General features: G+C 63.2%; 26 protein-coding genes. 20 read left to right on the plus strand and 6 right to left on the minus strand.

The window, feature by feature from the left end:
* Nucleotides 1-110 precede the first annotated feature (110 nt).
* Nucleotides 111-530: a transcriptional regulator gene (locus V8683_RS01305; protein ID WP_411187861.1), complete on the minus strand. Its 420-nt coding sequence runs from the start codon at nt 528-530 to the stop codon at nt 111-113.
* A 329-nt stretch (nt 531-859) separates the two neighbouring features.
* On the opposite strand from V8683_RS01305, the gene mnmE reads away from it, so the two are divergent.
* The 15 genes from mnmE to V8683_RS01380 all read left to right on the plus strand — a co-directional run bounded on the left by mnmE (nt 860) and on the right by V8683_RS01380 (nt 13,146).
* Nucleotides 860-2,260 carry a tRNA uridine-5-carboxymethylaminomethyl(34) synthesis GTPase MnmE gene (gene mnmE, locus V8683_RS01310; protein WP_411187863.1) on the plus strand — a complete coding sequence of 467 codons (1,401 nt, stop codon included), beginning with the start codon at nt 860-862 and terminating at the stop codon, nt 2,258-2,260.
* 167 nt (nt 2,261-2,427) lie between these two features.
* Nucleotides 2,428-3,663, plus strand: coding sequence for a tyrosine-type recombinase/integrase (locus V8683_RS01315; protein ID WP_411187865.1), 1,236 nt, complete (start codon nt 2,428-2,430; stop codon nt 3,661-3,663).
* A 103-nt stretch (nt 3,664-3,766) separates the two neighbouring features.
* On the plus strand, nt 3,767-4,111 hold the full coding sequence (locus V8683_RS01320) for a S24 family peptidase (protein WP_411187867.1): 345 nt from the start codon (nt 3,767-3,769) through the stop codon (nt 4,109-4,111).
* Nucleotides 4,112-4,195: 84 nt separating this feature from the next.
* Nucleotides 4,196-4,492, plus strand: a complete 297-nt coding sequence (locus V8683_RS01325; RefSeq protein WP_411187869.1) for a hypothetical protein — start codon at nt 4,196-4,198, stop codon at nt 4,490-4,492.
* 48 nt (nt 4,493-4,540) lie between these two features.
* The gene (locus V8683_RS01330; protein ID WP_411187871.1) at nt 4,541-5,008 is read left to right on the plus strand and encodes a hypothetical protein; all 468 of its coding nucleotides are present in this window, start codon (nt 4,541-4,543) and stop codon (nt 5,006-5,008) included.
* A gap of 46 nt (nt 5,009-5,054) precedes the next feature.
* Nucleotides 5,055-5,645, plus strand: a complete 591-nt coding sequence (locus V8683_RS01335) for a hypothetical protein (RefSeq protein WP_411187873.1) — start codon at nt 5,055-5,057, stop codon at nt 5,643-5,645.
* Nucleotides 5,646-5,754: 109 nt separating this feature from the next.
* On the plus strand, nt 5,755-5,997 hold the full coding sequence (locus V8683_RS01340) for a helix-turn-helix transcriptional regulator (protein WP_411187874.1): 243 nt from the start codon (nt 5,755-5,757) through the stop codon (nt 5,995-5,997).
* 10 nt (nt 5,998-6,007) lie between these two features.
* Nucleotides 6,008-6,226, plus strand: coding sequence for a hypothetical protein (locus V8683_RS01345; RefSeq protein ID WP_411187876.1), 219 nt, complete (start codon nt 6,008-6,010; stop codon nt 6,224-6,226).
* A gap of 644 nt (nt 6,227-6,870) precedes the next feature.
* Entirely contained in the window at nt 6,871-7,785 is a 915-nt protein-coding gene (locus V8683_RS01350) for an integrase domain-containing protein (protein ID WP_411187878.1), read from the plus strand.
* A 269-nt stretch (nt 7,786-8,054) separates the two neighbouring features.
* Nucleotides 8,055-8,633, plus strand: a complete 579-nt coding sequence (locus tag V8683_RS01355) for a DUF6037 family protein (protein WP_411187880.1) — start codon at nt 8,055-8,057, stop codon at nt 8,631-8,633.
* An 83-nt stretch (nt 8,634-8,716) separates the two neighbouring features.
* Nucleotides 8,717-9,721, plus strand: coding sequence for an HNH endonuclease (locus V8683_RS01360; protein ID WP_411187882.1), 1,005 nt, complete (start codon nt 8,717-8,719; stop codon nt 9,719-9,721).
* Between the two features lie 117 nt (nt 9,722-9,838).
* Nucleotides 9,839-10,156, plus strand: coding sequence for a DUF3761 domain-containing protein (locus V8683_RS01365; protein WP_411187884.1), 318 nt, complete (start codon nt 9,839-9,841; stop codon nt 10,154-10,156).
* A 224-nt stretch (nt 10,157-10,380) separates the two neighbouring features.
* Nucleotides 10,381-11,064 (plus strand): DUF433 domain-containing protein, encoded by a 684-nt coding sequence (locus V8683_RS01370; protein WP_411187886.1) that lies wholly within the window; start codon nt 10,381-10,383, stop codon nt 11,062-11,064.
* On the plus strand, nt 11,061-11,465 hold the full coding sequence (locus tag V8683_RS01375; protein WP_411187888.1) for a PIN-like domain-containing protein: 405 nt from the start codon (nt 11,061-11,063) through the stop codon (nt 11,463-11,465). The genes V8683_RS01370 and V8683_RS01375 overlap by 4 nt, the downstream gene beginning before the upstream one ends.
* A gap of 658 nt (nt 11,466-12,123) precedes the next feature.
* Nucleotides 12,124-13,146: a S1C family serine protease gene (locus V8683_RS01380; protein WP_411187890.1), complete on the plus strand. Its 1,023-nt coding sequence runs from the start codon at nt 12,124-12,126 to the stop codon at nt 13,144-13,146.
* A 57-nt stretch (nt 13,147-13,203) separates the two neighbouring features.
* Here V8683_RS01380 and V8683_RS01385 read toward each other — a convergent pair whose 3' ends face one another.
* The 4 genes from V8683_RS01385 to V8683_RS01400 form a co-directional block, all read right to left on the minus strand.
* A complete protein-coding gene (locus tag V8683_RS01385) occupies nt 13,204-13,368 on the minus strand; it encodes an Ac45/VOA1 transmembrane domain-containing protein (protein WP_411187892.1) in 165 nt (54 codons plus the stop codon).
* Between the two features lie 64 nt (nt 13,369-13,432).
* Nucleotides 13,433-13,594, minus strand: a complete 162-nt coding sequence (locus V8683_RS01390; protein ID WP_027793128.1) for a hypothetical protein — start codon at nt 13,592-13,594, stop codon at nt 13,433-13,435.
* A 169-nt stretch (nt 13,595-13,763) separates the two neighbouring features.
* Nucleotides 13,764-14,390, minus strand: a complete 627-nt coding sequence (locus V8683_RS01395; RefSeq protein WP_411187894.1) for a LysE family translocator — start codon at nt 14,388-14,390, stop codon at nt 13,764-13,766.
* A gap of 242 nt (nt 14,391-14,632) precedes the next feature.
* Nucleotides 14,633-14,908 carry a hypothetical protein gene (locus V8683_RS01400; protein ID WP_411187896.1) on the minus strand — a complete coding sequence of 92 codons (276 nt, stop codon included), beginning with the start codon at nt 14,906-14,908 and terminating at the stop codon, nt 14,633-14,635.
* Here V8683_RS01400 and sap1 point away from each other — a divergent pair.
* Complete coding sequence (gene sap1, locus V8683_RS01405) at nt 14,907-15,248, plus strand: surface attachment protein Sap1 (protein ID WP_411187898.1); 342 nt, start codon at nt 14,907-14,909, stop codon at nt 15,246-15,248. The two genes, V8683_RS01400 and sap1, sit on opposite strands and share 2 nt — an antisense overlap.
* 235 nt (nt 15,249-15,483) lie before the next feature.
* Complete coding sequence (locus V8683_RS01410) at nt 15,484-16,038, plus strand: YaeQ family protein (RefSeq protein WP_411187900.1); 555 nt, start codon at nt 15,484-15,486, stop codon at nt 16,036-16,038.
* A 24-nt stretch (nt 16,039-16,062) separates the two neighbouring features.
* On the opposite strand, the gene V8683_RS01415 is transcribed toward V8683_RS01410, so the two are convergent.
* Nucleotides 16,063-16,473 carry a VOC family protein gene (locus V8683_RS01415; RefSeq protein ID WP_411187902.1) on the minus strand — a complete coding sequence of 137 codons (411 nt, stop codon included), beginning with the start codon at nt 16,471-16,473 and terminating at the stop codon, nt 16,063-16,065.
* Between the two features lie 474 nt (nt 16,474-16,947).
* Here V8683_RS01415 and ada point away from each other — a divergent pair, with 474 nt between their 5' ends.
* The 3 genes from ada (at nt 16,948) to gshA (ending at nt 20,977) form a co-directional block, all read left to right on the plus strand.
* Nucleotides 16,948-18,129 carry a bifunctional DNA-binding transcriptional regulator/O6-methylguanine-DNA methyltransferase Ada gene (gene ada, locus V8683_RS01420; RefSeq protein WP_411187904.1) on the plus strand — a complete coding sequence of 394 codons (1,182 nt, stop codon included), beginning with the start codon at nt 16,948-16,950 and terminating at the stop codon, nt 18,127-18,129.
* Nucleotides 18,126-19,121 carry a DNA-3-methyladenine glycosylase family protein gene (locus V8683_RS01425; RefSeq protein WP_411187906.1) on the plus strand — a complete coding sequence of 332 codons (996 nt, stop codon included), beginning with the start codon at nt 18,126-18,128 and terminating at the stop codon, nt 19,119-19,121. The genes ada and V8683_RS01425 overlap by 4 nt, the downstream gene beginning before the upstream one ends.
* A gap of 233 nt (nt 19,122-19,354) precedes the next feature.
* Complete coding sequence (gshA, locus tag V8683_RS01430; RefSeq protein ID WP_411187908.1) at nt 19,355-20,977, plus strand: glutamate--cysteine ligase; 1,623 nt, start codon at nt 19,355-19,357, stop codon at nt 20,975-20,977.
* Nucleotides 20,978-21,010 lie beyond the last annotated feature (33 nt).

A 21,010-nucleotide genomic window follows, 5' to 3' on the forward strand; every position in this document is an offset into this window, starting at 1 on the left:
CGGCGGTAACGCCGGCCGTGCGAGCTTGCGCAGCAGCCGTGAAAGACGAAGCCGCCCGGCTTGAGCCGGGCGGCTTTTTTGTTGGTGCGGCAATCGGGTATTGACGCGCGTCAGCGCCGTTCGGCGTCGCCGTAGAACTCGGCGATCAGTTCCTGAACCAGATAACGGTGATGAGGACTCAGCGCCTCGATCTTCGACGCGAGTTCGATCGACTCCGGCGAAAGCGGGTACTGCTCATCGCGGCGGATCGGCTTGGGCACCGGCGCCGACCCGCCCGGCGAGGGACCATAATGCAGCCAATGGACATCGATCTTGAACCACTCGGCCAAGGTGCGAAGCTTGTCGTCGGTGGGAATGGTGCGGCCGCTCAGCCACTTGTGCGCGGTCTGCGGAGAGACGGGATGCTCGCCGCGATGACGCAGGTTGAAGTGCAAGGCCAGGTCGGTGCTGCCACGCAGCTTCTCGGGTGCGCGCTTCATCGCGAACCTCAGACGTTCTGAAAAGGCGGCTTTTTCTTCGGGGGTCGGCATGACCGGGATTGTGCAATCGACTTTCGAAGAAGAAGACAACCATTCACGTCATATTTAGCGTATTTAAGATATAAATGGCTTGACCAGTGAGTGCGTATGAAACCGCCTGTTACGGCAGACGCATGCAATTAACCCTTTATCTGACGGATTTCCCCCTCATTGCGCCCAAGAATCTGACGGAAGAAAATAAGATCAATCTTATCTAATTAGAGATAAAGGGGATTCGTCCTGGCAGCCCCATGCCTGAAAAGCCCGTGCCGTCGCGCGATACAATGCCACGCACTTTGCGCCGGCCGTCGGCGCGTTGCTTCTCACCGTTCCAGTCCGCCATGCTTGCCACCGATTCCGATCCCATCGTCGCCATTGCCACAGCGCCCGGACGCGGCGGAATTGGCGTCGTGCGCGTGTCGGCCGGCCGCGCCGGCGCGGCGGCCGCCGAAGCGCTGATGCAGGCCTTGACCGGCCAGACGCTCGCACCCCGCCACGCGAGCTACGTGCCCTTCCTTGACGGCAACGGCGAGGCGCTGGACCGAGGCATCGCCCTCTACTTCCCGGCGCCGCACTCTTACACCGGCGAGCACGTCGTCGAACTGCAGGGCCATGGCGGTCCGATCGTGCTGCAGCTCGTGCTGCAACGCTGCATCGAGGCAGGACGCGCATTCGGCCTGCGGCTTGCCGAGCCCGGCGAGTTCACGCGCCGCGCATTCCTCAACGACAAGCTCGACCTCGCGCAGGCCGAAGCCGTCGCCGACCTGATCGAAGCCAGTACGGAAGCCGCCGTGCGCTCGGCGGGCCGCTCGCTCGAGGGCGCGTTTTCGCGCGACATCCACGCGCTCGTCGACGACGTGGTGACGCTGCGCATGCTCGTGGAGGCGACGCTCGACTTCCCCGAGGAGGAAATCGACTTTCTCGAAGCCGCCGACGCGCGCGGCAAGCTCGCCAGCATCCGCGCGCAGCTCGATCACGTGCTCGCGGAAGCGCGTCAAGGCGCGCTCTTGCGAGAGGGTCTCGCGGTGGTGCTCGCGGGGCAGCCGAATGTTGGCAAGTCGTCGCTGCTGAATGCGCTTGCGGGCGCGGAACTCGCCATCGTGACGCCGGTGGCCGGCACGACCCGCGACAAGATTTCCCAGACGATCCAGATCGAAGGCATTCCGCTGCACGTGATCGACACGGCGGGCCTGCGCGACACGGAAGACGAAGTCGAGAAGATCGGTATCGAGCGGACGTGGGGCGAGATCGGGCGCGCCGACGTGGTGCTGCACCTGCTGGACGCACGCGTGGACATGACTGCGGAAGACGAGACGATTGCAGCGCGCTTTCCGGCCGGCGTGCCGGTGGTGCGTGTGCGGAACAAGACCGATCTGACGGGCGTGGCGCCGGCGGTTGCCACGCTCGCGCTGCCTGACGGCGGGGAACTGCGCGAAGTGCGGCTATCGGCGAAGCAGGGAGACGGCATTGCGCTGCTGCGCGCCGAACTGCTGCGCATTGCGGGCTGGCAGGCCGACGCGCAAAGCGTGTATCTCGCACGCGAACGTCACCTGATCGCGCTGCGCGGGGCGCGCGAGCATCTTGCGCAAGCGGCCGCGCATGCGGAGCAGAACGCGCAGTCGCTCGATCTCTTTGCCGAGGAGCTGAGGCTTGCGCAGGAGGCGCTCAATTCGATTACCGGCGAGTTCACTTCCGATGACTTGCTGGGGGTGATTTTTAGCCGGTTTTGTATTGGAAAATAAGCCGTCACCCAAGGTTGCCCAAGGTCGTCTAACCAGGCTGCTCAAACCCCCACCACTTCTAGGTTTCTTCACCTAGCGTTGCCTTACTATGTCTATTGACATCTAGGCATCTATGGTACACATTTAGGTACACAGGTGCGCCGTGTACCTACCTGCTGTGTACCAACATGCCGAAAACCGTCGTTCCGCTGACCGACACCCGCATCAAGGCCCTGAAGCCGAAGGCGGCGCGCTACCGCGTCTCGGATGGCAACGGCCTCGTGCTTGAGGTAATGACGTCTGGCTCCAAGGTCTGGCGCTTCCGGTACACACTGCACGCCGAGCGCCAGCCGATGGTCACCATTGGCGACTACCCGGCGGTGAGTCTGCTGGAGGCCCGAGACAAGGCTCGCAGGTACACAGAGATCGTCGCAAAGGGCGTTTCTCCCATCGCGGACGCCAAGAAAGACCGCGGCGCGGTGAAACGCTTCGACACGCTCAAGGAGTTCGCCGAAGATTGGTACACAAGCCAGGTGGTCCCCATGTCGCCGGAGTACCAGCGGACGATCAAGCGCGCGCTCGAGAAGGACGTCTACCCGGCGATCGGCAACAAACCTCTGGCCGATGTCACGCCCGGCGACGTCCTCGCCGTCTGCGACAAGATCAAGGCCCGCGGCGCCCCGAAAATGGCGCTCTCCACGCGCAACGTCATCAAGCGTCTCTACGAATACGCGATCGCCCGCCAGCTCGCGCTCACCAATCCCGCGCAGGCGGTTGTCGCGCGCTTCATCGCCACGCAGGAAAGCCGCACACGTGTCCTGTCACCCGACGAGATCGCGACACTGCTGCGCGCGGTGTACGCGTCCGATATTCGTCGGCCGCTAAAGCTTGCCATTCACCTGCTGGTGCTCACGATGGTTCGCAAGAGCGAACTGACCGAAGCGACTTGGGGCGAGTTCGATCTCGACGCGGGCGTCTGGCGCATTCCCGCCGACCGCATGAAGAAGGACAAGGAGCATTGGGTCTACCTGTCCGCGCAGGCTGTCGCCATGCTGAGAGAGCTCCACGAGCTCAGCGGCAACCACGATCATGTTTTTCCGACAACGCGCGGCCGCGGCGACCAGCCAATCGCCAAGAGCACGCTGAACCAAGCCGTGCGCTCGCTCAGTCTCGACGTCCAGCATTTCGTCCTGCACGACTTCCGGCGCACCGCCAGCACCCACCTGCACGAGATGGGGCAATCGTCGGACGCCATCGAGAAGGCCCTTGCGCACACGATCAAGGGCATCAAAGGTGTGTACAACCGGGCGGAGTACGCCGACGAGCGCAGGAAGATCCTGCAGCTGTGGGCTGATTTCGTCGAAGCGCAGATTGAAGGCGGCCGGAAGGTGGTAATCGGGAACTTCGGCCAGACGGCCGCGTAGATTGCACGACCGGGCCCGGCGGCTACTGGGCGAGAGCGGTGACGGAGAGTGCGCCAACACAATCCGCCACCTGACCACGCAAAACCTGTAGTGAGGTTAAGCAATGGCTACCGAGCATTCTATCCAGCCCCCGCCAGCCCTGGTGGCTCTTCGGGTCACGTCACAGGAAATGTTCCCGCGGTTCCTCGCCGGCGAGTACGTCCTTTACGAAGAAACTGACGACGCAGCGCCGGGCGATGAAGTCGTCCTCGTGATGCGCGACGGCTCGACCAAGATCCGCAAGCTGGTCGAGCGCACTGATTCGCGCGTTCGAGTGGCGATGTACAGCCCGAGCTCGGTTGCGACTTTCGAAGCGTCGAGCATTTCGACGATTCACCCGGTTGTTGGCTGCCGGAAAGAGCCGGAACTGGCAGCGCTCGGCTTCGTGCCAGAGAGCGAATTGCGCTGAAAGGCGCGATTGAAGCGGCGGCCAAGGTGCTACCAACACCGTGACCGCCTGACCACAACACGACCTATATAGGAGGTCCGTACCATGGCTAAGTGCAATTCTACCGAGCTTGTCCCCGTTGCTATGCAAAGCCTGAATGATGCTGTGAGCAGCCTGCATACCTTGTGGACTCTTGTCGAAAAATCGCTCGACAACGGGACAGATTGGGCGGCATGCGAGATGGTGCATGAAATGCTGCCCTTAATCGGCGGGAAAGTGGATGCGGCGGCGCGGGTATTGGGTGGCTGTCCCACTGGTGTGTTCGATGAGGCTCTGGACGGGCGTGGCATAAAAATCACTTTGGCGCTCGCAGAAGCATCCGCCGGCGCCTGCCAACAATAACTCTTTGCTACGGCGCGCAATTGTGCCGCTCTTATTGAGGAGCCGACTATGAGGCTCGAACTGTACGAAAGTCGCGATCGTGCCTACGGCACCTGGCATCGCGCACCCTCGATTCGCCGGTATCTGCATGCAGCCCAAGCCGAGTCGTTGACAATGGTCGACCTCGATTCCGTCCTCTTCGCGGAGTACGACCACGCGGGAAAGGTTCCGCTAGCGCTCATCGAGGTTGCACGCGACATCGGGCAAGAGAAGCCAGCCGGCGTTATGCAGCAGCTCGCACGACTTGCGAACGTCCCCGCGTATGTCGCCCTCTATACTGCGGCGCCGACGGCCAATCCTATCAACCCGAACTGGGACGATATCGAAAGCTTTCGCGTACGGCGCATGTGGCCGCGCCCTGAGGTTGGGTGGCGTGTTCTCACGCCGGGGCAGTGGGCTCGCGCGCTCGTTCAGATCCGTGGCTGGCAAATGCGCAGGTTCGAAGTGCGGCAACCAGCAAACGAGGACCACTATTAGGATGACAAGCGGGCCACCGATTACGCCGAGTGCGCTCGAAGCGCTTATGGGGTTCCCCAATGATCCCGCTGCACGGGCGGCGCACGAAATTTATCTCCGGTGCGATGATGCTGCCGCGAGAGATACAGCCATTACGCTGTCGGCTGACGAATACCTGACAATCACCTCCCCCAACCTCTCTCGGACGGACATCATCACGCGCGCGGTACACGCGCGGCGCGCCGGCGTTGCCGCTGCGTTCCCGTTCGTGCACATGTATCAGGCCTCCCCGCACTCGAAACCGTCATTGGCAAAGGCCTACCGGGCCGCAGCGGAGATAAAGGCCGACGTCTACGCGAAGACAAAGAAAACGTTGACCGAGGTCTATCCAGACGTACATTCCGATCGGGTGGACCGAAAATATTTTGAGGAATTGCGGCGCGAATTCGAGCCAGTCCTGCACTTCTGGATGGCGCTCTCACTTCTCGTCGGGGACCTAGGCGCCTCACCGAACATGCGCAATACCGAAACGTTTAGCCGGCTTTTGGCTGACGCGGAGAAGTGCGCGGAATACCTCGCGTCGATCAAGTTCGGTAACCGCAGCGCGCCGCCAATAGATGTCTCCAAGCTGATTCGCTTCTCTGCGACACGCCGCTAACCCTTATCCGGCATCGGTCCTATAGGGAAAATCGGATTCCCTCACTTCATGGCCGAAAACACCGCCGGCATCCTGCAAGCACGCAAACAACGCCTAGGAGCGCCAAAGCATGAGTGCGAATGCCGAAACCAACAACGCCCCCGCGACGCTTCCCGCAGTCGGCTTCTCCCGCTGGAACCAGCTTCAGCAGTTCATTCCAGTCAGTCGTGAAACGTGGCGCAAGCTGGTGAAAGAAGGTCGTGCCCCACAGCCTCAGCGCTGGACCGAGCGCTGCACCGTCTACAGCAACGAGGAAGTGCATCGCTGGATGAAAGATCCGGCAGGCTACCAAGCGCAGCCGCTTGCCGCGTAAGGGGCTCGCCATGGCCCAAAAACAAAAAGCCGCGACTCGAGCGAGCGCGGCCAAAGAGATCTTCAAGCCGCAGTATAGCAACGACGCTGCGGCTCAACGCGGCCGCGTGCTCGAATTTCTGCGGTGCAACGGTTCGGAGGCCGTGCGCACCTCCGTCAGCAACGAAATTGCTTGCATAGGTCGCATTCGTCGGAATAATCTGTCACTGCAAAACCCCGCCTCGGTATGAGGCATCGACCGAAATCAGCTGCGATATCTGCAGCCATGAAGTGGAAGCTCGCTTTGCGGGCGCGGTGGTTCGCTCCATCGCCATAAATTTTCAAGTTGGGCCCGACACCCAAAATCCGTCCATCGCTTTATGGTGGACGATGCAACTGCTTCGTCGATAGACGAGGCGTCCTGTTCGCCTTTTTGCTTCCTGCGAAAGGCGCGCTGTGTAATCCCCCGTTCGCCGCTCCTGCGGCACATCAATCCGTGACGTGCGCTCCCCAGCGCCTACGCCGGGCCTTGCTGCGTCTGTCGTTTTCGTCCTCGTGACGAACGGCGGCGCGCAGGGCCGCGGTGTCTGCAATTTCGTGCCGGCTTGCCCGGCACCTATCAATTCGCGCGGTCAGGGCATTGGCGCCCCCTGATCGATCGCTCAGCCAAATTCACGGAACGAACGGGGGAAGCGTTCACCTGCTGCGACTCTCGCCTATGGCGACGTCGTGCAGGCTGCGTCGGCTTGCTGGCGCAGCACGCTCCCGAACTCACCGGCACTGGCTCGTGCCTCCGTTCGTTGTCTTCCTTGCGCGTCGCGCGCAGGCATCCCGTGGCCCATCGAGGGAGACAACCTGGGGTCGAGCCTCAACGCTGGATTGACGGGGTACACGCATGTCTCACAAATCACTCACGGCCGACCTGTGCCGCGCTGCGCGCTCGGCGCGTGGGAAACAGGCACACCACACCCGCAAGGGGCGTGAGCAATCGCTCGCGCGCTTCGCTATCTTCACCTGGGAGGAGGGGTTTCAGGTCCACACCGCGAGCCAGCTCAAGGAGAAGCACGTCGAGGCGTGGGCGGCAGATATGCTCGCGCACGGGCTCAGTAAGCGCACGATCGCGAACAACATGGCGCACATCCGGACTGCGCTGGAAGGCATCAAGCGCCGGCCGTTCGCGGACAAGATGAGCAACGCCGCGTTGGGTGCTGGCGGAGCGAGCCGCGCCGGAACCAAGCGGCCGATGACACGCGAGGCTTTCGAGGCGTACCTCGCGATCGTCGCTGCGCTCGATCCCGGTGTCTCGATGGTGCTGGAGCTGCAGGCGGAATTCGGCCTGCGCGCCGAGGAGGGCGTGCGTTCGGTAAAGTCGCTCGCGGACTGGCAGCGCGCGCTGGTGAATCCGGTGGCTGACGGCTTCGTGAGCGTGATCCACGGTACCAAGGGCGGCAAGTCGCGACGCAGCCCGCCGCTAGATCGCCAGCGCGCCGTCGCGCTTGTGCTCCGCGCGATCGAACTCACCCAGCGGTATGGGGGCAAGCTGGTGCGCAAGTCCGATCTGGCGGCTGCGATGAACCGTTATCACTACGTGGTGCGCCAGGCCGGAATGACTGGCGAGAACGCGCCACACAGCCTTCGGTACGCGTACACGGTCGAGCACCTGCAGCGTATGAAAGCGGCCGGTGTCTCGCGGCGGGAAGCTGCTGCAGGCGTGTCGACTTGGCTCGGGCACGGTGATGGTCGTGGTACGTGGGTGGAGTACGTCTACGGGCGCGAAGCTCTCGGCGCCGGGGAGGTGCGCAATGCATAAACACGCCGATACGCTGCCGCTGGTTGGCCACTCCCGCTGGGCGCAGATCGCCCCGTTTGTTGGTGTCTCGCGGGAAACGTGGCGCCAGCTCTGTCTGGCCGGACGCGCTCCAGCGCCGATTCGACTGTCGTCCCGTTGCACTGTCTGGAAGAACGCAGACCTTCACGCGTATTTGTATGACCCGCTCCAGTACCGTGCACTCCAGATCCCTCAACTTGTTGCCGTAGTACAGGCAACCAGTCAGTAACCACCGAAAGGCAAAAGCAACAATGGCGCAATTCAAGCTAACTTCGCTCGCGGAACTCCTCCCCCGAATGACTGCCGCAGACGTGGATCGTGCGCACTTTCGGCTTCGGCTACACAACGGCCACTTTGACGTTTTCGTTTTCGTCGATGTTGATCCGTATGTTGTCGCGTTTGGTGCGCTTGGCGAGAATTTCTATTTTGAGTTGAATGTGAATCCGCGAACGCTAGAGACATCGAACAAATTCGAATCGGACGTTTATTACAAGCTTCTCGACATTCTCGGTCTTCGTGGTTCAACCGAGCGATTCACGCCGAGCGCCTTCCTTACCCACCTGAATGAAGCGATGAAAGGGGTAGCTTTCCGCAAGGCCACGCCACGCGACTTGGCGCCCTACCGGCGAGACGTCGAGGACTCGAAAAAGGTGTGGTTTTGCGGCTGGCACGACAATACAAAGAAAAAAGAACACGTGCGGCCCAAAAACCTTGAGAAGACGCGCAAGTGGCTGGGCGAGAAAGCGTATGCGCGCGCTGTCGAGCGCAATCTCAGTAGTTGCTGGACCGACGATCCCAACCAAGCCATCGAGTACTATCTTCCCGAATGACGTGCGTACCGGGGCAGAATTGAAGAATTGCGAGACTTTGCGTAGACCATTGAATCGGCAGGTTTTCACGAGAGAGATTGAAGATGGGAGTCGAAGATAGGTTCAAATCAAGCCTGATCGTCACGCTCGCGAAGCGTGCCGCAAACCAATGCTCCAATCCCGACTGCGGTGCGACGACAAGTGGCCCTGCGGAAGACCCGAACGACGCCGTCAACGTCGGAGAGGCCGCTCATATATATGGAGCGAATCCGGGTTCCGCGCGATACGACCCGGAGATGACTTCGGCCGAACGGAGCGCCATTACTAACGCGATCTGGCTGTGTGGCAACTGCCACAAGTTAATCGACGACGATCCTCTTAGGTACCCCGCCGGCCTGATGTTTGAGTGGCAACGAGCACATGAAAATCGTATCGCCGAGCAGGTCGGGAAAGCGGCCGCTGAAATTCGGCACCGCTATGAACAGCGGCATCTGGAGGAGTTCGGGCGCTTGAGCTATCTCGCCGAACGAATCATCCTTGAGAAGGGCTCTTTCTGGGAATATCGCTTGACCGTAGAGATGCTGCGATTTGAGATGTCGCCGGTATTGCAGAGATGGTCTGCGCTCAAACGCGGTTTGTACATTAGGCCCACAACGCGGATCGAATCCTCCGAATTCCCCTTGTGGCTGTCCGAACGAATGCAGGAGCTTGAGCAACTCGCCGCGGCGTTCACCACATTGGCAAACACGGAATTTACCCGAGCATGGGGTGAACCAGGCATTGCCGGCTCAGATGTAGAAATTGTTGCTGTATGTAGACTGGTCGCTGAAATGTGTGCGAGCGCACTTGCCTGGGAGGAAACGGTGCGCTTTTCCCGCGTCAGCGACCCTTTCGCTGAGGTGCATAGGTTGCTGAGTGGTGCCGCCGCCGACTTCATTGAGCAAGCTAACAAAATTCCCGAGTTCATTTCGAGCGTGATCGAACAAAACCCCGTCGGTGGAAACCATCATCTTCAACTGGTACTCGGTCTTCCCGAGCATTTTGCAGAGAACATCATGACGGCAACGGAACGAGCAATCATTGCAATGCAACGATCCCATAGAGGCTGAACAGTCCCGACGAGCTGATCAGCGCAAGCCCACACCTCGGTGTAGCATGACGCCCGAGAGGCCGGGATCGACTTGGAACGGGTTGACCGGCACCACAGAACTAATTTGAGGACAGGGATGACGGGGATCAACCTGAGCGAGGGCCGTGCTGCTGCGCGTGTATTGGGCGCGCTTCGACGCGGCAGTCTCGTAGCCCTGTTGGCGCTGGCCAGCACCGCCCACGCTTACCAGCCGACCTCCCCCGACGAGTCCCAACTGCAGGAGCACGGGCACTACGTGAACCACGACGGACATGTCGTTCATTCGCCCGCACACTCCCGAAACGGCCACGTACCGGCCGGTGCCACCGCGAGGTGTGGTGACGGAACATACAGTTTCAGCCAGCACCACTCTGGCACGTGCTCGCGTCATCAAGGTGTCGCCGAGTGGGAATGAATAACGAGGAATCGGGTGCGGTCAATGACGCCCGGAGTGACAGGTGTCGTCGCGACTCCGTCGGTTAGTGCCAGCGTCACGGTTCACCTAAGCTACGTTCCAGGTTAGCACCGCATCGCTGACGACAACGCGTCGCCCAAGGCCGGCACCAGATTTAGGTAGAATCGGGCGTCTTTCGAGTACCGGGGGTTTCCCGGCGCGTCAATTTTCTGGAGGGAGGGGTTATGCAGCTTACTGGCATCGGCCTATACACCTTCCCTGAGGCGGCTCTGCTGACGAAAATCCCGGTCCGGGATCTACGCCGCTGGCTGGATGGATATTCCTACCGGGACAAGAAGCACGAGCAGGTCTCCGTTGACCCACTCTGGGAAACGGCACTCGCCGCCGATGAGCTCGACGGCATCAGCTTTCACGATCTCCTTGAAGTCCAGTTCGTGCATGCTTTTCGCGAGCACGGCGTCAGCCTGCAGACGATTCGTGTGGCGAGTCAGCATGCCCGCGAGCTTTTCAAGACGGACTACCCGTTCACCTCACAGCAATTCCGCACTGATGGCCGAACGATTTTTGCATCGGCCATTGAGAAAACCGGGGAAACCGAACTGCTGGATCTGGTGAAACAACAGTATGCGTTCCGGAAGATCATTGAGCCGTCGCTGCGTACCGGTATCGAGTTCGGCGCTGACCGATTGGCCGCCCGCTGGTACCCGTCTCCGCGTAGCAAGGCGATTGTGCTAGACCCGGCCATCGCCTTCGGCAAACCCATTGTCACCCACGGTTCTGTCAGGACATCAGTTCTGTCCGAGGCGTTCAACGCGGAGGGCGACAGGAACTTCGTCGCAAGGCTCTACGAAGTGCCCGTTGCCGCAGTCGATGCGGCGATCGCCTTCGAAGAAAGTCTGGCTGCGTGAAGTTCTTCGTCGACAACAATCTTCCTCCCGCCCTAGCAAGGGCCCTCCACGCATTGAGCGAGTCCCGCGGGCACTTCGTGGTGCATTTACGGGAGAAATTCGAACAGGACACCAAGGACGAGGCCTGGATCAAGGTGCTATCGACAGAGGGCGGCTGGTCGGTGATTACTCACGACAGGCTGAACAAGGGATTGGAACGTGAAGTACTGAGCCGGGCTGGACTAATCGTTTTCTTTTTGGACAAGAGTTGGTCGAAGCGCACTTTTTGGGATATATCCCACAACATTGTGCGCTGGTGGCCGAGGATCATCGAACAGTCAGAAGGGATGCAGGGCGGCGCTGCGTTCAAGGTCCCCTACAGTTTCTCCGGCAAAGGACGATTCGAGCAGGTCAAACTGTAAGTCCGATGCCGGACCCAGCGCTGATACACCGCAGTATTGCGATGTGGATAACTCCAGTCAGCCAAGCTTTTTGGTACACACTTCGGTACACAAAATTTCCCGAGTTCTCTACGAGCTAGACGCAGCAAGCCTCAGCGGCCAATCAAGAGGTTCTGTATCGAAGCCGTCACCCAAGGTCATCTGGCCAGATCCCTCAACGCCCCATCCCTGCAGGGTTTCATCGCCTGGCGTTGCCTAACCCTGTCTATCGGCATCCAGGCCTCTGTGTACCAGCATGCCGAAAACCGTCGTCCCGCTGACCGACACCCGCATCAAAGCACTGAAGCCTAAGGCGCCGCGGGCATCCGGCGCATAACGCGCAGACAAAAAAAGCCGCGGCGACGCCGCGGCCAAAGAGCTTGCCACTACTACGCGGCGCGAGGGGACGTCGCCGCCGTCTCATTCTCATGGCTCGCGTAGCGGCCTTCAACGGGACGAGTGCGATTTTGACAATTGTTAACCTTTCCGGCGCGCCACTCCCGGCCGGCATCGCAAAATCCCCCCTTTTTCCTCAGCATAAACGCGCGTGGAAGCACCGCTGCGGCACGCTCCCCAGCCTCTTGAAAATGCCCTATGCCCCCTGCATGTACTGCGCACTTTCCATCGGAGAAATCTGACCATGGGGCGCCGTCCTTCCTTTATCGACGATCTGTCTCGCGTCGCCGCCGACGATCCTGCTCCGCGCGCAGACCCTAACGACGATGTCCTCCTCGATGCCTATTCGCGCACGGTGATCGGTGCGCTCGAGCGCGTGCAGCCCGCCGTCGCCTTTATCGCCGTCGAGCGCCGCGCAGCAGGCAACGCCAACGTACGAGGCGGCAGCGGCTCGGGTTTTCTCTTCACGCCGGACGGCTATCTGCTGACCAACAGCCACGTGGTCCACGGCGCGAGCCGCCTGCGCGTGACGCTCGCCGACGGCGCCACCTACGCGGCGGACCTCGTCGGCGACGATCCGAGCACCGATCTCGCCGTGCTGCGCATCGGCGCGGCCGAGGCGCTGCCGCACGCCGCCCTCGGCGAGTCGGCAAAACTGCGGGTCGGGCAGATTGCGATTGCAGTCGGCAGTCCGCTCGGTCTTGCGCAAACGGTGACAACCGGCGTGGTGTCGGCCCTCGGGCGTTCGCTGCGCTCGGACTCGGGCCGCATGATCTACGACGTGATCCAGACCGACGCCGCACTCAACCCGGGGAACTCGGGCGGCCCGCTCGTCAACTCGGCCGGACAGGTGATCGGCGTGAACACGGCGATCATTCCGGGCGCCCAGGCCATCTGCTTCGCGACGGCCATCGACACGGCCAAATGGGTCATTACGCAACTCTTCGCCCACGGCCGGGTACGGCGCGCTTATGTGGGCATCGCGGGGACCAACGTCCCACTCGCGCGCAAGGTGCAGCGCTACTTCGATCTGGCCGCCGCGAGCGCGGTGCGGGTGATGGAAGTGGCGAAAGATAGCCCCGCCGCGCTCGGCGGATTACGCGTGGACGACACGATCGTCGCCATCGACGGCGTACCGGTGGATGGCATCGACGCGCTGCAACGCCTGTTCGACGCCACGCGTATCGATCGGGAAGTGGAGATCGACGTTATCAGGCTCACGCGCAAGCTCACGTTGCGCGTCACGCCCGTCGAGCAGACAGGCTAAGGGCGGTATCAGATGAGAGAAGGCTAAGGGGACGACGCGGGCGCGCTCCGCGCCCATTCAGGGCGCTCGCTCGCTGCCGCGGTGCTGCCCGGCGCCCTCATCCGACGCATCCGGACCGTACCGGCGGCCGCGAGACGGCGAAAGCAGACTCAAGGCGATCGACAGCACCACCAGCACGAAGAGCGAGACGAAGTACGTCATCCAGGGGAACTCGGCTTCCACGAGTGCCTCCTCGGTTCAACGCGTCATCGTGTCTCCGGGGTGCGTCGTGCCCGGACGGCATCCTTCAGTGATGAAGGATGCTGCGCAGCGGATGGCGCCAGTCGATATGCGTTGCTCCCGCTTCCACGCGTTGCCTGTGCTCCTCAAGAATCTCGTCCGAAAACAGAAAGACGACGATCACAAGGGGGATCACCAGAAACGCACCCAGTATTACGTGTTCGATCACGATAACCTCCTGGTTGTCAAGCGGTTGCGATTCTATTGTAGCCGTTACGCGACAGCTTGCACTGTTTGCGAGCACTCACTTGCATTGCGACCCGCGCATCCGCTTTAACGATGGGAGCCGCAGAACGTGTGCCTGCCGTACCTGGCGCCGCTTGCCGGTATTCCGAACCTCAGGCGGCGGCTTTTTTCCACGCCGCGGCGAACAGTCCGGCGCCAATCAGCAATGACCCGCCCGTGCGATTGACGGCGCGCTGTACGCGCGGGTTGCGCACCGCCTTGCGCGCGGCGGCGGCCAGCATGGCATAGCCAAATACGTTGAGCGTCGCGAGCGCGAGAAACGTCGCCTCGAAGACGACGATCTGGGGCAGTGCCGCCGTATGGGGATCGATGAACTGCGGCACGAACGCCACGAAGAAGATGATGCTCTTCGGGTTCAGCGCCGTGACCGCGTAGGCGTGCGCGACGATGCGGCCGGTGCGCGTTTCGGACGTGTCGGGGGCATCGGCGTCCATCACGGGCGCGCGCCAGAGCTTGATGCCCAGATAGATCAGGTAGGCCGCGCCGATCCACTTGAGCATCGAAAAGAGTGCCGCGGAGGCCGCGAGGATCACGCCGAGCCCGAGCATCGAGGCCGTCATCGCCGTGAAGTCGCCCAGCGCGACGCCGGCCGTGGTCGCGAGCGCATAGCGTCGGCCGTGCCCTAGCGCGTAGGAGACGACCAGCAGGACGGTAGGTCCGGGAATGGCGACAAGGATGGCCGAGGCGATCGCGAACGGCAGCCAGTGTGCGAGAGTCATGGGGGTTCTCCAGAAGGAGCTCCGATTTATCCATGAAGTGCCGCAGCGCGCAAGCGATCCCGGTGGCAATCGTCTCTCGGGCAGCGCGGCGCTAATGCCGTGAGCTGGCATCGATTTTGTTTTGCGGTCGACGGATTAATCGCCCATTTTGCAATCGGATCGATTGCGACCTTATGTGCGCCGCGTCATTGGCTCGCGGCGTTGTATTAAACGGTTTAATTCGTCGGCGATTTCCCGGTCGATTAATTCACCTGAATGTAGTGTGCCTTGCCAGACAGGGTCGGCAGCCTGATCGAACGTTTCGGATTGCTCGCTATTCCCGCGGCAAGCGCCGCCAAACCGGCCAACTTCCCCACTGGGGCGTGTCGCTCGCCGTCTGCGGCAATCCGCCGCTGTTGCAGTCGCACACGAGTTGTTCTTGAAGTCTCATCGCGTTCTTCTAGATTGAAAAACGCGTGTTCGAGGTGGAAGTTAAATACATAGCTAACCTGAGTAATTTCACGCAGGAGGCAGAACATGAAAATGCTATCCGCGGTAGCTATCGCCACGGCAGGTTTGTTGTGCACCGCATCCGCACTCGCTCAGGACGCCACCGTCAAGCCGCAGCAAACCGTGCAGTTCAAGCCGGGCTCGTACGGCTGCCTGTCGAAGGACAACCTCGACGCTGTCGCTCAGCACGAGCAGGCAGGCGAGCAGCAGCAGATGCAGGAATATTTCTCCGGCTTCCAGTGCATCTCGACACCCGATAACCAGTCGTTCCGCATCGTGCGCGTGGTCGGTCACGACGTCGAATTCGTGAACGCCGCCAATACCGACCAGCAAGGCCTCTGGACCAGCGATCGCTTCATCAGGCAGTAACCACGCGCGTCCTGCGCGACGCACCCTGATGGGCTTGGCGCATGCTCGCCGGGCTACAGCATTTTCAGGCCTGCGAACGAAGCGGGCGAAGGCCACTCCCCCCCGCTGTCAAACCGCCGTCACCTTCCCGACCCATTATCCGCCTGAGCACGGTACGCCCGCGCGCGTTCGGCATGCCACTTGCTCGCTGAAACTTCGCTATCATGTGCGGCTTTTGCGCAGCCCGGGAATCGGCATGGCACTCAAATCGACCATCTTCAAGGCGGAACTGCAGATTGCGGACATGGACCGGCACTATTACGCCGACCATGCGCTGACGATCGCCTGCCACCCGTCCGAAACCGACGAGCGGATGATGGTCCGCCTCGCCGCCTTCGTGCTGTTCGCACATGAGCGTCTGGAGTTCTGCAAGGGACTCTCCGATACCGACGAACCGGATCTCTGGCGCAAGGACTATACGGGCGCGATCGAAACGTGGATCGAAGTCGGTCAGCCGGACGAACGGCGCATCGCGAAAGCCAGCGGGCGCGCCGAAGAGGTCATCGTGATCGCCTACGGCGGCCGCGGCTCGGACATCTGGTGGCAAGGCGTGCGCGGCAAGGTCGAGCGCTTGCGCAATGTGACCGTCTGGACGCTCGCGGAAGGCGTGGCCGAGGCACTCGGCAAGCTCACCGAGCGCACCATGCGCCTGCAGTGCACGGTGCAGGACGGCACCGCGTGGATCGGCAACGGCAGCAGCGAGCCCGTAGCCGTGGAGTGGGCCGTGCTCAAGGCGCCCGAGAAAGTCTGAAACGAAGCTCGTCCGGCCCGAGGTTCAGGGGGAAGCCGGCGGCCCTTTCAACTCCACCATGTTGCCTTCGGGATCGAACAGATAAAGCGAAGGCCCCAGACCTTCCGCGCCGTAGCGCTCCACCACGTCACCCGGCCGCGCGCCGAACGATTCCAGATGGGCCTTGAGCGCGTCGCCGTCGAACGGCTCGACGCGCAGGCACAGATGATCCATGTTCCGGCCCGCCGGATCGCCTCTGCCGGACTCGCGATCGAGCGGGCCGCCAATTGCCGCCAGATCGATCAGCGAGCGCCCGGCGCGCAACTGCACGAGCCCCAGCTCGCGCTGTTCGCGCTCCACCCGGCAGCCCAGTGCATCGCAATAGAAACGCGTAAGCGCCGCAAGATCCGCGGCGCGGATAACGACGTGATCGATTTCGCGGATCTGGATCTGCATGATGCGCCCCTCCCGACCGGACGACGGCGATGATGATGGCGGTTCCGACTGCATCGTACACAAGCAGGTCGGTGTGCGTGCCGCGAGCAGCGCGGGTGCGAAAAGAGGCGGAAAATCGAGAAAGAATGGCGATGGAAAATCGCTGGACGAAAAAAAGCCCGCTACTGTGAGCGGGCTTAATCCATATCAGGAGGAGACATGGAGGAGACAGGAACCACTATACACAGCCGCCTGACGCGACGCAACAACTTTTTAAGGGAAAACCCGCAATGATGCCATTTTGTCGCATCAATGCCGGGCACAGCTCCCCGAGGCCAAAATGAGGGGCAAAGCGTGAGGAGCAAAGCGGGCTTCAAATCGTGGCGCGGCAGACCGGGCGGGCGCCGGAATGACAGAGCAAGATCCGGCGCGCCGCGGCAGCGCCCTGCGGCTACAGTGGGAACCGTCGAAACTGTTCATTCCTGGAGTCAAGCCATGACCGCCGCTTCGTCCCCGCTTCATGCCCCGGCATCCTCCTTCGCCACCGACGCCGCACGCTGGGAAGCCGTCGCCACGCACGATGCGAGTGCCGACGGCGCGTTCTTCTACGGCGTCCGGACGACCGGCGTGTTCTGCCGGCCCTCGTGCGCGTCGCGGCTGCCGCGCCGCGAAAACGTCCTCTTCTTCGACAGTGCCGACGCCGCCCGCGCCGCCGGCCTGCGCGAATGCAAGCGCTGCCGTCCGGGCGGGCTGCCGCGCGAGCTGGAGATCGTGCGGCGCGCGTGCGCCGCGCTCGACGCCGATCCGCAGGCGCGCCTGACGCTCGCCGAGCTGGGCGACGCGGTGCACCTGAGCCCGTTTCACCTGCAACGCCTCTTCAAGCGCGTGCTTGGCGTTTCGCCGCGCCAATACCAGGCGGCTCGCCGGGGCGCGGCCCTGCGAGAGGCCCTTACCCAAGGCGCGGGCGTCACGCGTGCGAGTGCCGATGCGGGCTTCGGCTCGTCCTCGCGGCTTTACGAGAGCGTACCGGCCGAGCTCGGCATGGCGCCGTCGGCATATCGCCGCAAAGGCGCGGGCCTGACGATCCGCTACGCAAGCGCGCCAACGCCGCTCGGCATCGTGCTCGTCGCCGCCACGGGCCGCGGTATCTGCCGGATCGCGTTCGGCGACGATGCGGCCACGCTCGCCGTCGGCCTCGCTGCCGACTTCGCGAATGCCGACCGCATCGAAGACACCGCAGCCGTCGCGCCGTTCATCGCGCAGATCGATGCCTACCTGCACGGCCGCCGCGACCGCTTCGACCTGCCGCTCGACGTCGCGCCAACGGCGTTCCAGCAGCGCGTATGGGAAGCGCTCCAGCGCATTCCGTACGGCGAGACGCGCAGCTATACGCAGATCGCCGAAAGCCTCGGTGCGCCGCGCGCGGTGCGGGCGGTGGCAAGCGCTTGCGCGTCGAATCCCGTGGCGCTCGCGATTCCGTGCCATCGCGTCGTGCAAAAAGGCGGCTCGCTCGCGGGCTATCGCTGGGGGCTGGCCCGCAAGGCCGCGTTGATCGACGCCGAAGCGAAGGGCCGCGCGGAACACGGCGCCGGGCCGTCGACCGGTGAAACGACCGCGGCCCGAACGCGCGATGGCCGGCGCCCTGCCCGCATAAACGCGCCGGAGACCGCGGCTTGAGCAACGCCAAACCGCGAATCGGCGCACGGGAGCAGGCTAGGGTCGAGGCCAGCGCCACGCTCGAATTGCCGTTCCGGGCCCCCTACGACTGGCCGCGCCTGCTGCGCTTTTTCTCCGGGCGCGCAACGCCGGGCGTCGAAAGCGTCGAGGACGGCACGTGGCGCCGCGCCATCGACTTCCTCGGCGCAAGCGGCACGCTCGCGGTGCGCCGCCATCCGCGGCGGCGCTGTCTCGTCGTCGAGGTCGAAGGTCCGGCGAGCGCGCATGCGGCCGCACTCGCCGCGCCGCTCGCGCGCATGTTCGACGTACAAGCCGACCCCGCTGCCATCGCTGCGCACTTCGCCGCGGATCCGTGGCTCGCGCCGCTCGTCGGCGCCGCGCCCGGCCTGCGCGTGCCGGGTGCGTGGTCGGGCTTCGAGCTCGTGGTGCGCGCGATCGTCGGCCAGCAGGTCAGCGTGAAGGCTGCCACGACGATCGTCGGACGCCTCGTGCAGCGCGTCGGCAAGCCTATCGACGGTCATCCGCATACCGGCACCGCGTGGCGCTTTCCGGCGCCCGCCGACCTCGCCGCCGCCGACCTCGCGGGCATCGGCATGCCGGGCAAGCGCGTCGCGGCGCTGCAGGGCTTCGCCGCGGCCGTGGCGAGCGGCGCGGTGGTGATCGAACGAGGCCCGGAGAAAACGAACCCACCGCAAGGCACAGCCGCAGACACCTCTCCCGACCTCGACGCAATGCGCGAAGCCCTCCTCGCCCTGCCCGGCATCGGCCCCTGGACCGTCGAATACGTCGCAATGCGCGCATGGCGCGACGCGAATGCCTGGCCCGCCACCGACCTCGTGCTGATGCAGGCCATCGCCGCGCGCGACCCCGCGCTCGTGCGCGCCACCCAGCAGCGTGCGCGCAGCGACGCATGGCGTCCGTGGCGCGCGTATGCGGCCATGCATCTGTGGAACGAAATCGCCGATCGCGCAGGCGCCGCACGCGGCGGTTGAGCCGCCAGCGGTATGACGAAACCGGCCAGGCGCGGCCGGGTCACGGGATGCGAACGAGGTACCAGCGGGGTGCCAACGGCACGCTGCGGCCGCCGGATTCACCCTGCGGAGCGGGCCGAATCGACCGCAAGCAGGTCTTACGGCGAGATGTTAAAGTGCCCGCTAACGAAAATATTCAGGCTGGCGCGCGCAGGGGAACATGACGCCGCCGGCTTGCGCCCCGACCTGCCTCAATGCCAGACACGACCTCTACAAGCACGCACGACGTTCTCGCACAGCGCCTTTCCGTGCTGAGTGCCGGGCCGCACCGCGACGCGCTCGCGCGCGGTCTGCGCGGCATCGAAAAAGAAAGCCTGCGGGTGACGCGCGACGGGCAGCTCGCGATGACGCCGCATCCGGCCGCGCTCGGTTCGGCGCTCACGCATCCGTCGCTCACGACCGACTATTCCGAGGCGCTGCTCGAGATCATCACGCCCGCGGAGCACGATCCGTCCATCACGCTCGCACGCCTCGACGAACTGCATCGCTACGTCTACGCCGTGCTCGCGCGCGATGGCGAAGTCCTCTGGAACGAATCGATGCCGGGCCTGCTACCCGCCGCCGACGAGGGCATTCCGATCGCCGAATACGGCGCCTCGAACATCGGGCGCCTCAAGCACGTCTACCGCCTCGGCCTCGCGCTGCGCTACGGCCGCACGATGCAATGCATCGCCGGCATTCACTACAACTATTCGCTCAGCGAAGACGTCTGGCAGGCGCTGCATGCGCATGAGCGGTCGTCGTCCACGCCCGTCGACTATCAGTCGGAACGCTACCTCGCGCTGATCCGCAACTTCCGCCGCACGAGCTGGCTGCTGATGTACCTGTTCGGCGCCTCGCCTTCGCTCGACGCGCGATTTCTGCGTGGCCAGCCGCACAGGCTCGAAACACTGGACAACGAAACACTCTACCTGCCGTACGCGACGAGCCTGCGCATGAGCGACCTCGGCTACTCGAATACGGCGGGCCAGTCCGCGCTGCATGCCGACTACGACACCCTCCCCGGCTATCTCGAGGCGCTGGCCGACGCGGTGAGCCAACCCTATCCGCCGTATGAGGCGATCGGCACGCACCGCGACGGCGAGTGGGTGCAGATCAACACGAACGTGCTGCAGATCGAGAACGAGTTCTACTCGACGATCCGGCCCAAGCGCGTGACGTATCCCGGCGAGCGCCCGCTGCATGCGCTCTCTGCGCGCGGCGTGCAGTACGTCGAGGTGCGCTGCATGGACATCGATCCGTTCGAGCCCACCGGCATCGCGCTCGAGACGACGCGCTTTCTCGACGCCTATCTGCTCGCCTGCGCGCTCGACGAAAGCCCGCTCCTGCCCGCGGCAGCCGGCACCGAAGCCAACGAAAACTTCGGTCTGGTCACGAAAGAAGGTCGGCGCCCGGGCCTCTCGCTCAAGCGCGACGGCAAGGACGTGCCCTTTCAGGAGTGGGCCGAGGAACTCTTCGCGCGCATCGAGCGCACCGCCGCCGCACTCGACGCGCTGCGCGGCGGCGACGAACACGCGCGCGCCGTAGCGGCACAGCGCGCGAAACTGGCCGATGCCTCGCTCACGCCCTCGGCCCGTGTGCTGCAAACGCTGCGCGACGAAAAGCAGACCTTCCTGCAGTTCGCGCTCGCGCAAAGCCGCCACCACGCCGACTACTTTCTCTCGCGCCCGCTCGATGCCGGAACGACTGCGCATTTCGAAGGGCTCGCACGCGCATCGCTCGACGAGCAGGCAAAGCTCGAACGCGAGGAAGTCGGCTCGTTCGATGCCTTCGTCGCGGCCTATCGCGCCTATACGCTCAATCGCTACAGTGTCTGAGCGCTGATTGACGGACATGGCGGGCATGTCGCT

It is taken from the genome of Paraburkholderia sp. AV2, from assembly GCF_054968425.1.

Coding starts and splice junctions, on each gene's coding strand:
- V8683_RS01305 (WP_411187861.1), bottom strand. CDS start 530: ATGCCGACCCCCGAAGAAAAAGCCGCCTTTTCAGAACGTCTGAGGTTC.
- mnmE (WP_411187863.1), top strand. CDS start 860: ATGCTTGCCACCGATTCCGATCCCATCGTCGCCATTGCCACAGCGCCC.
- V8683_RS01315 (WP_411187865.1), top strand. CDS start 2,428: ATGCCGAAAACCGTCGTTCCGCTGACCGACACCCGCATCAAGGCCCTG.
- V8683_RS01320 (WP_411187867.1), top strand. CDS start 3,767: ATGGCTACCGAGCATTCTATCCAGCCCCCGCCAGCCCTGGTGGCTCTT.
- V8683_RS01325 (WP_411187869.1), top strand. CDS start 4,196: ATGGCTAAGTGCAATTCTACCGAGCTTGTCCCCGTTGCTATGCAAAGC.
- V8683_RS01330 (WP_411187871.1), top strand. CDS start 4,541: ATGAGGCTCGAACTGTACGAAAGTCGCGATCGTGCCTACGGCACCTGG.
- V8683_RS01335 (WP_411187873.1), top strand. CDS start 5,055: ATGGGGTTCCCCAATGATCCCGCTGCACGGGCGGCGCACGAAATTTAT.
- V8683_RS01340 (WP_411187874.1), top strand. CDS start 5,755: ATGAGTGCGAATGCCGAAACCAACAACGCCCCCGCGACGCTTCCCGCA.
- V8683_RS01345 (WP_411187876.1), top strand. CDS start 6,008: ATGGCCCAAAAACAAAAAGCCGCGACTCGAGCGAGCGCGGCCAAAGAG.
- V8683_RS01350 (WP_411187878.1), top strand. CDS start 6,871: ATGTCTCACAAATCACTCACGGCCGACCTGTGCCGCGCTGCGCGCTCG.
- V8683_RS01355 (WP_411187880.1), top strand. CDS start 8,055: ATGGCGCAATTCAAGCTAACTTCGCTCGCGGAACTCCTCCCCCGAATG.
- V8683_RS01360 (WP_411187882.1), top strand. CDS start 8,717: ATGGGAGTCGAAGATAGGTTCAAATCAAGCCTGATCGTCACGCTCGCG.
- V8683_RS01365 (WP_411187884.1), top strand. CDS start 9,839: ATGACGGGGATCAACCTGAGCGAGGGCCGTGCTGCTGCGCGTGTATTG.
- V8683_RS01370 (WP_411187886.1), top strand. CDS start 10,381: ATGCAGCTTACTGGCATCGGCCTATACACCTTCCCTGAGGCGGCTCTG.
- V8683_RS01380 (WP_411187890.1), top strand. CDS start 12,124: ATGGGGCGCCGTCCTTCCTTTATCGACGATCTGTCTCGCGTCGCCGCC.
- V8683_RS01395 (WP_411187894.1), bottom strand. CDS start 14,390: ATGACTCTCGCACACTGGCTGCCGTTCGCGATCGCCTCGGCCATCCTT.
- sap1 (WP_411187898.1), top strand. CDS start 14,907: ATGAAAATGCTATCCGCGGTAGCTATCGCCACGGCAGGTTTGTTGTGC.
- V8683_RS01400 (WP_411187896.1), bottom strand. CDS start 14,908: ATGTTCTGCCTCCTGCGTGAAATTACTCAGGTTAGCTATGTATTTAAC.
- V8683_RS01410 (WP_411187900.1), top strand. CDS start 15,484: ATGGCACTCAAATCGACCATCTTCAAGGCGGAACTGCAGATTGCGGAC.
- V8683_RS01415 (WP_411187902.1), bottom strand. CDS start 16,473: ATGCAGATCCAGATCCGCGAAATCGATCACGTCGTTATCCGCGCCGCG.
- ada (WP_411187904.1), top strand. CDS start 16,948: ATGACCGCCGCTTCGTCCCCGCTTCATGCCCCGGCATCCTCCTTCGCC.
- gshA (WP_411187908.1), top strand. CDS start 19,355: ATGCCAGACACGACCTCTACAAGCACGCACGACGTTCTCGCACAGCGC.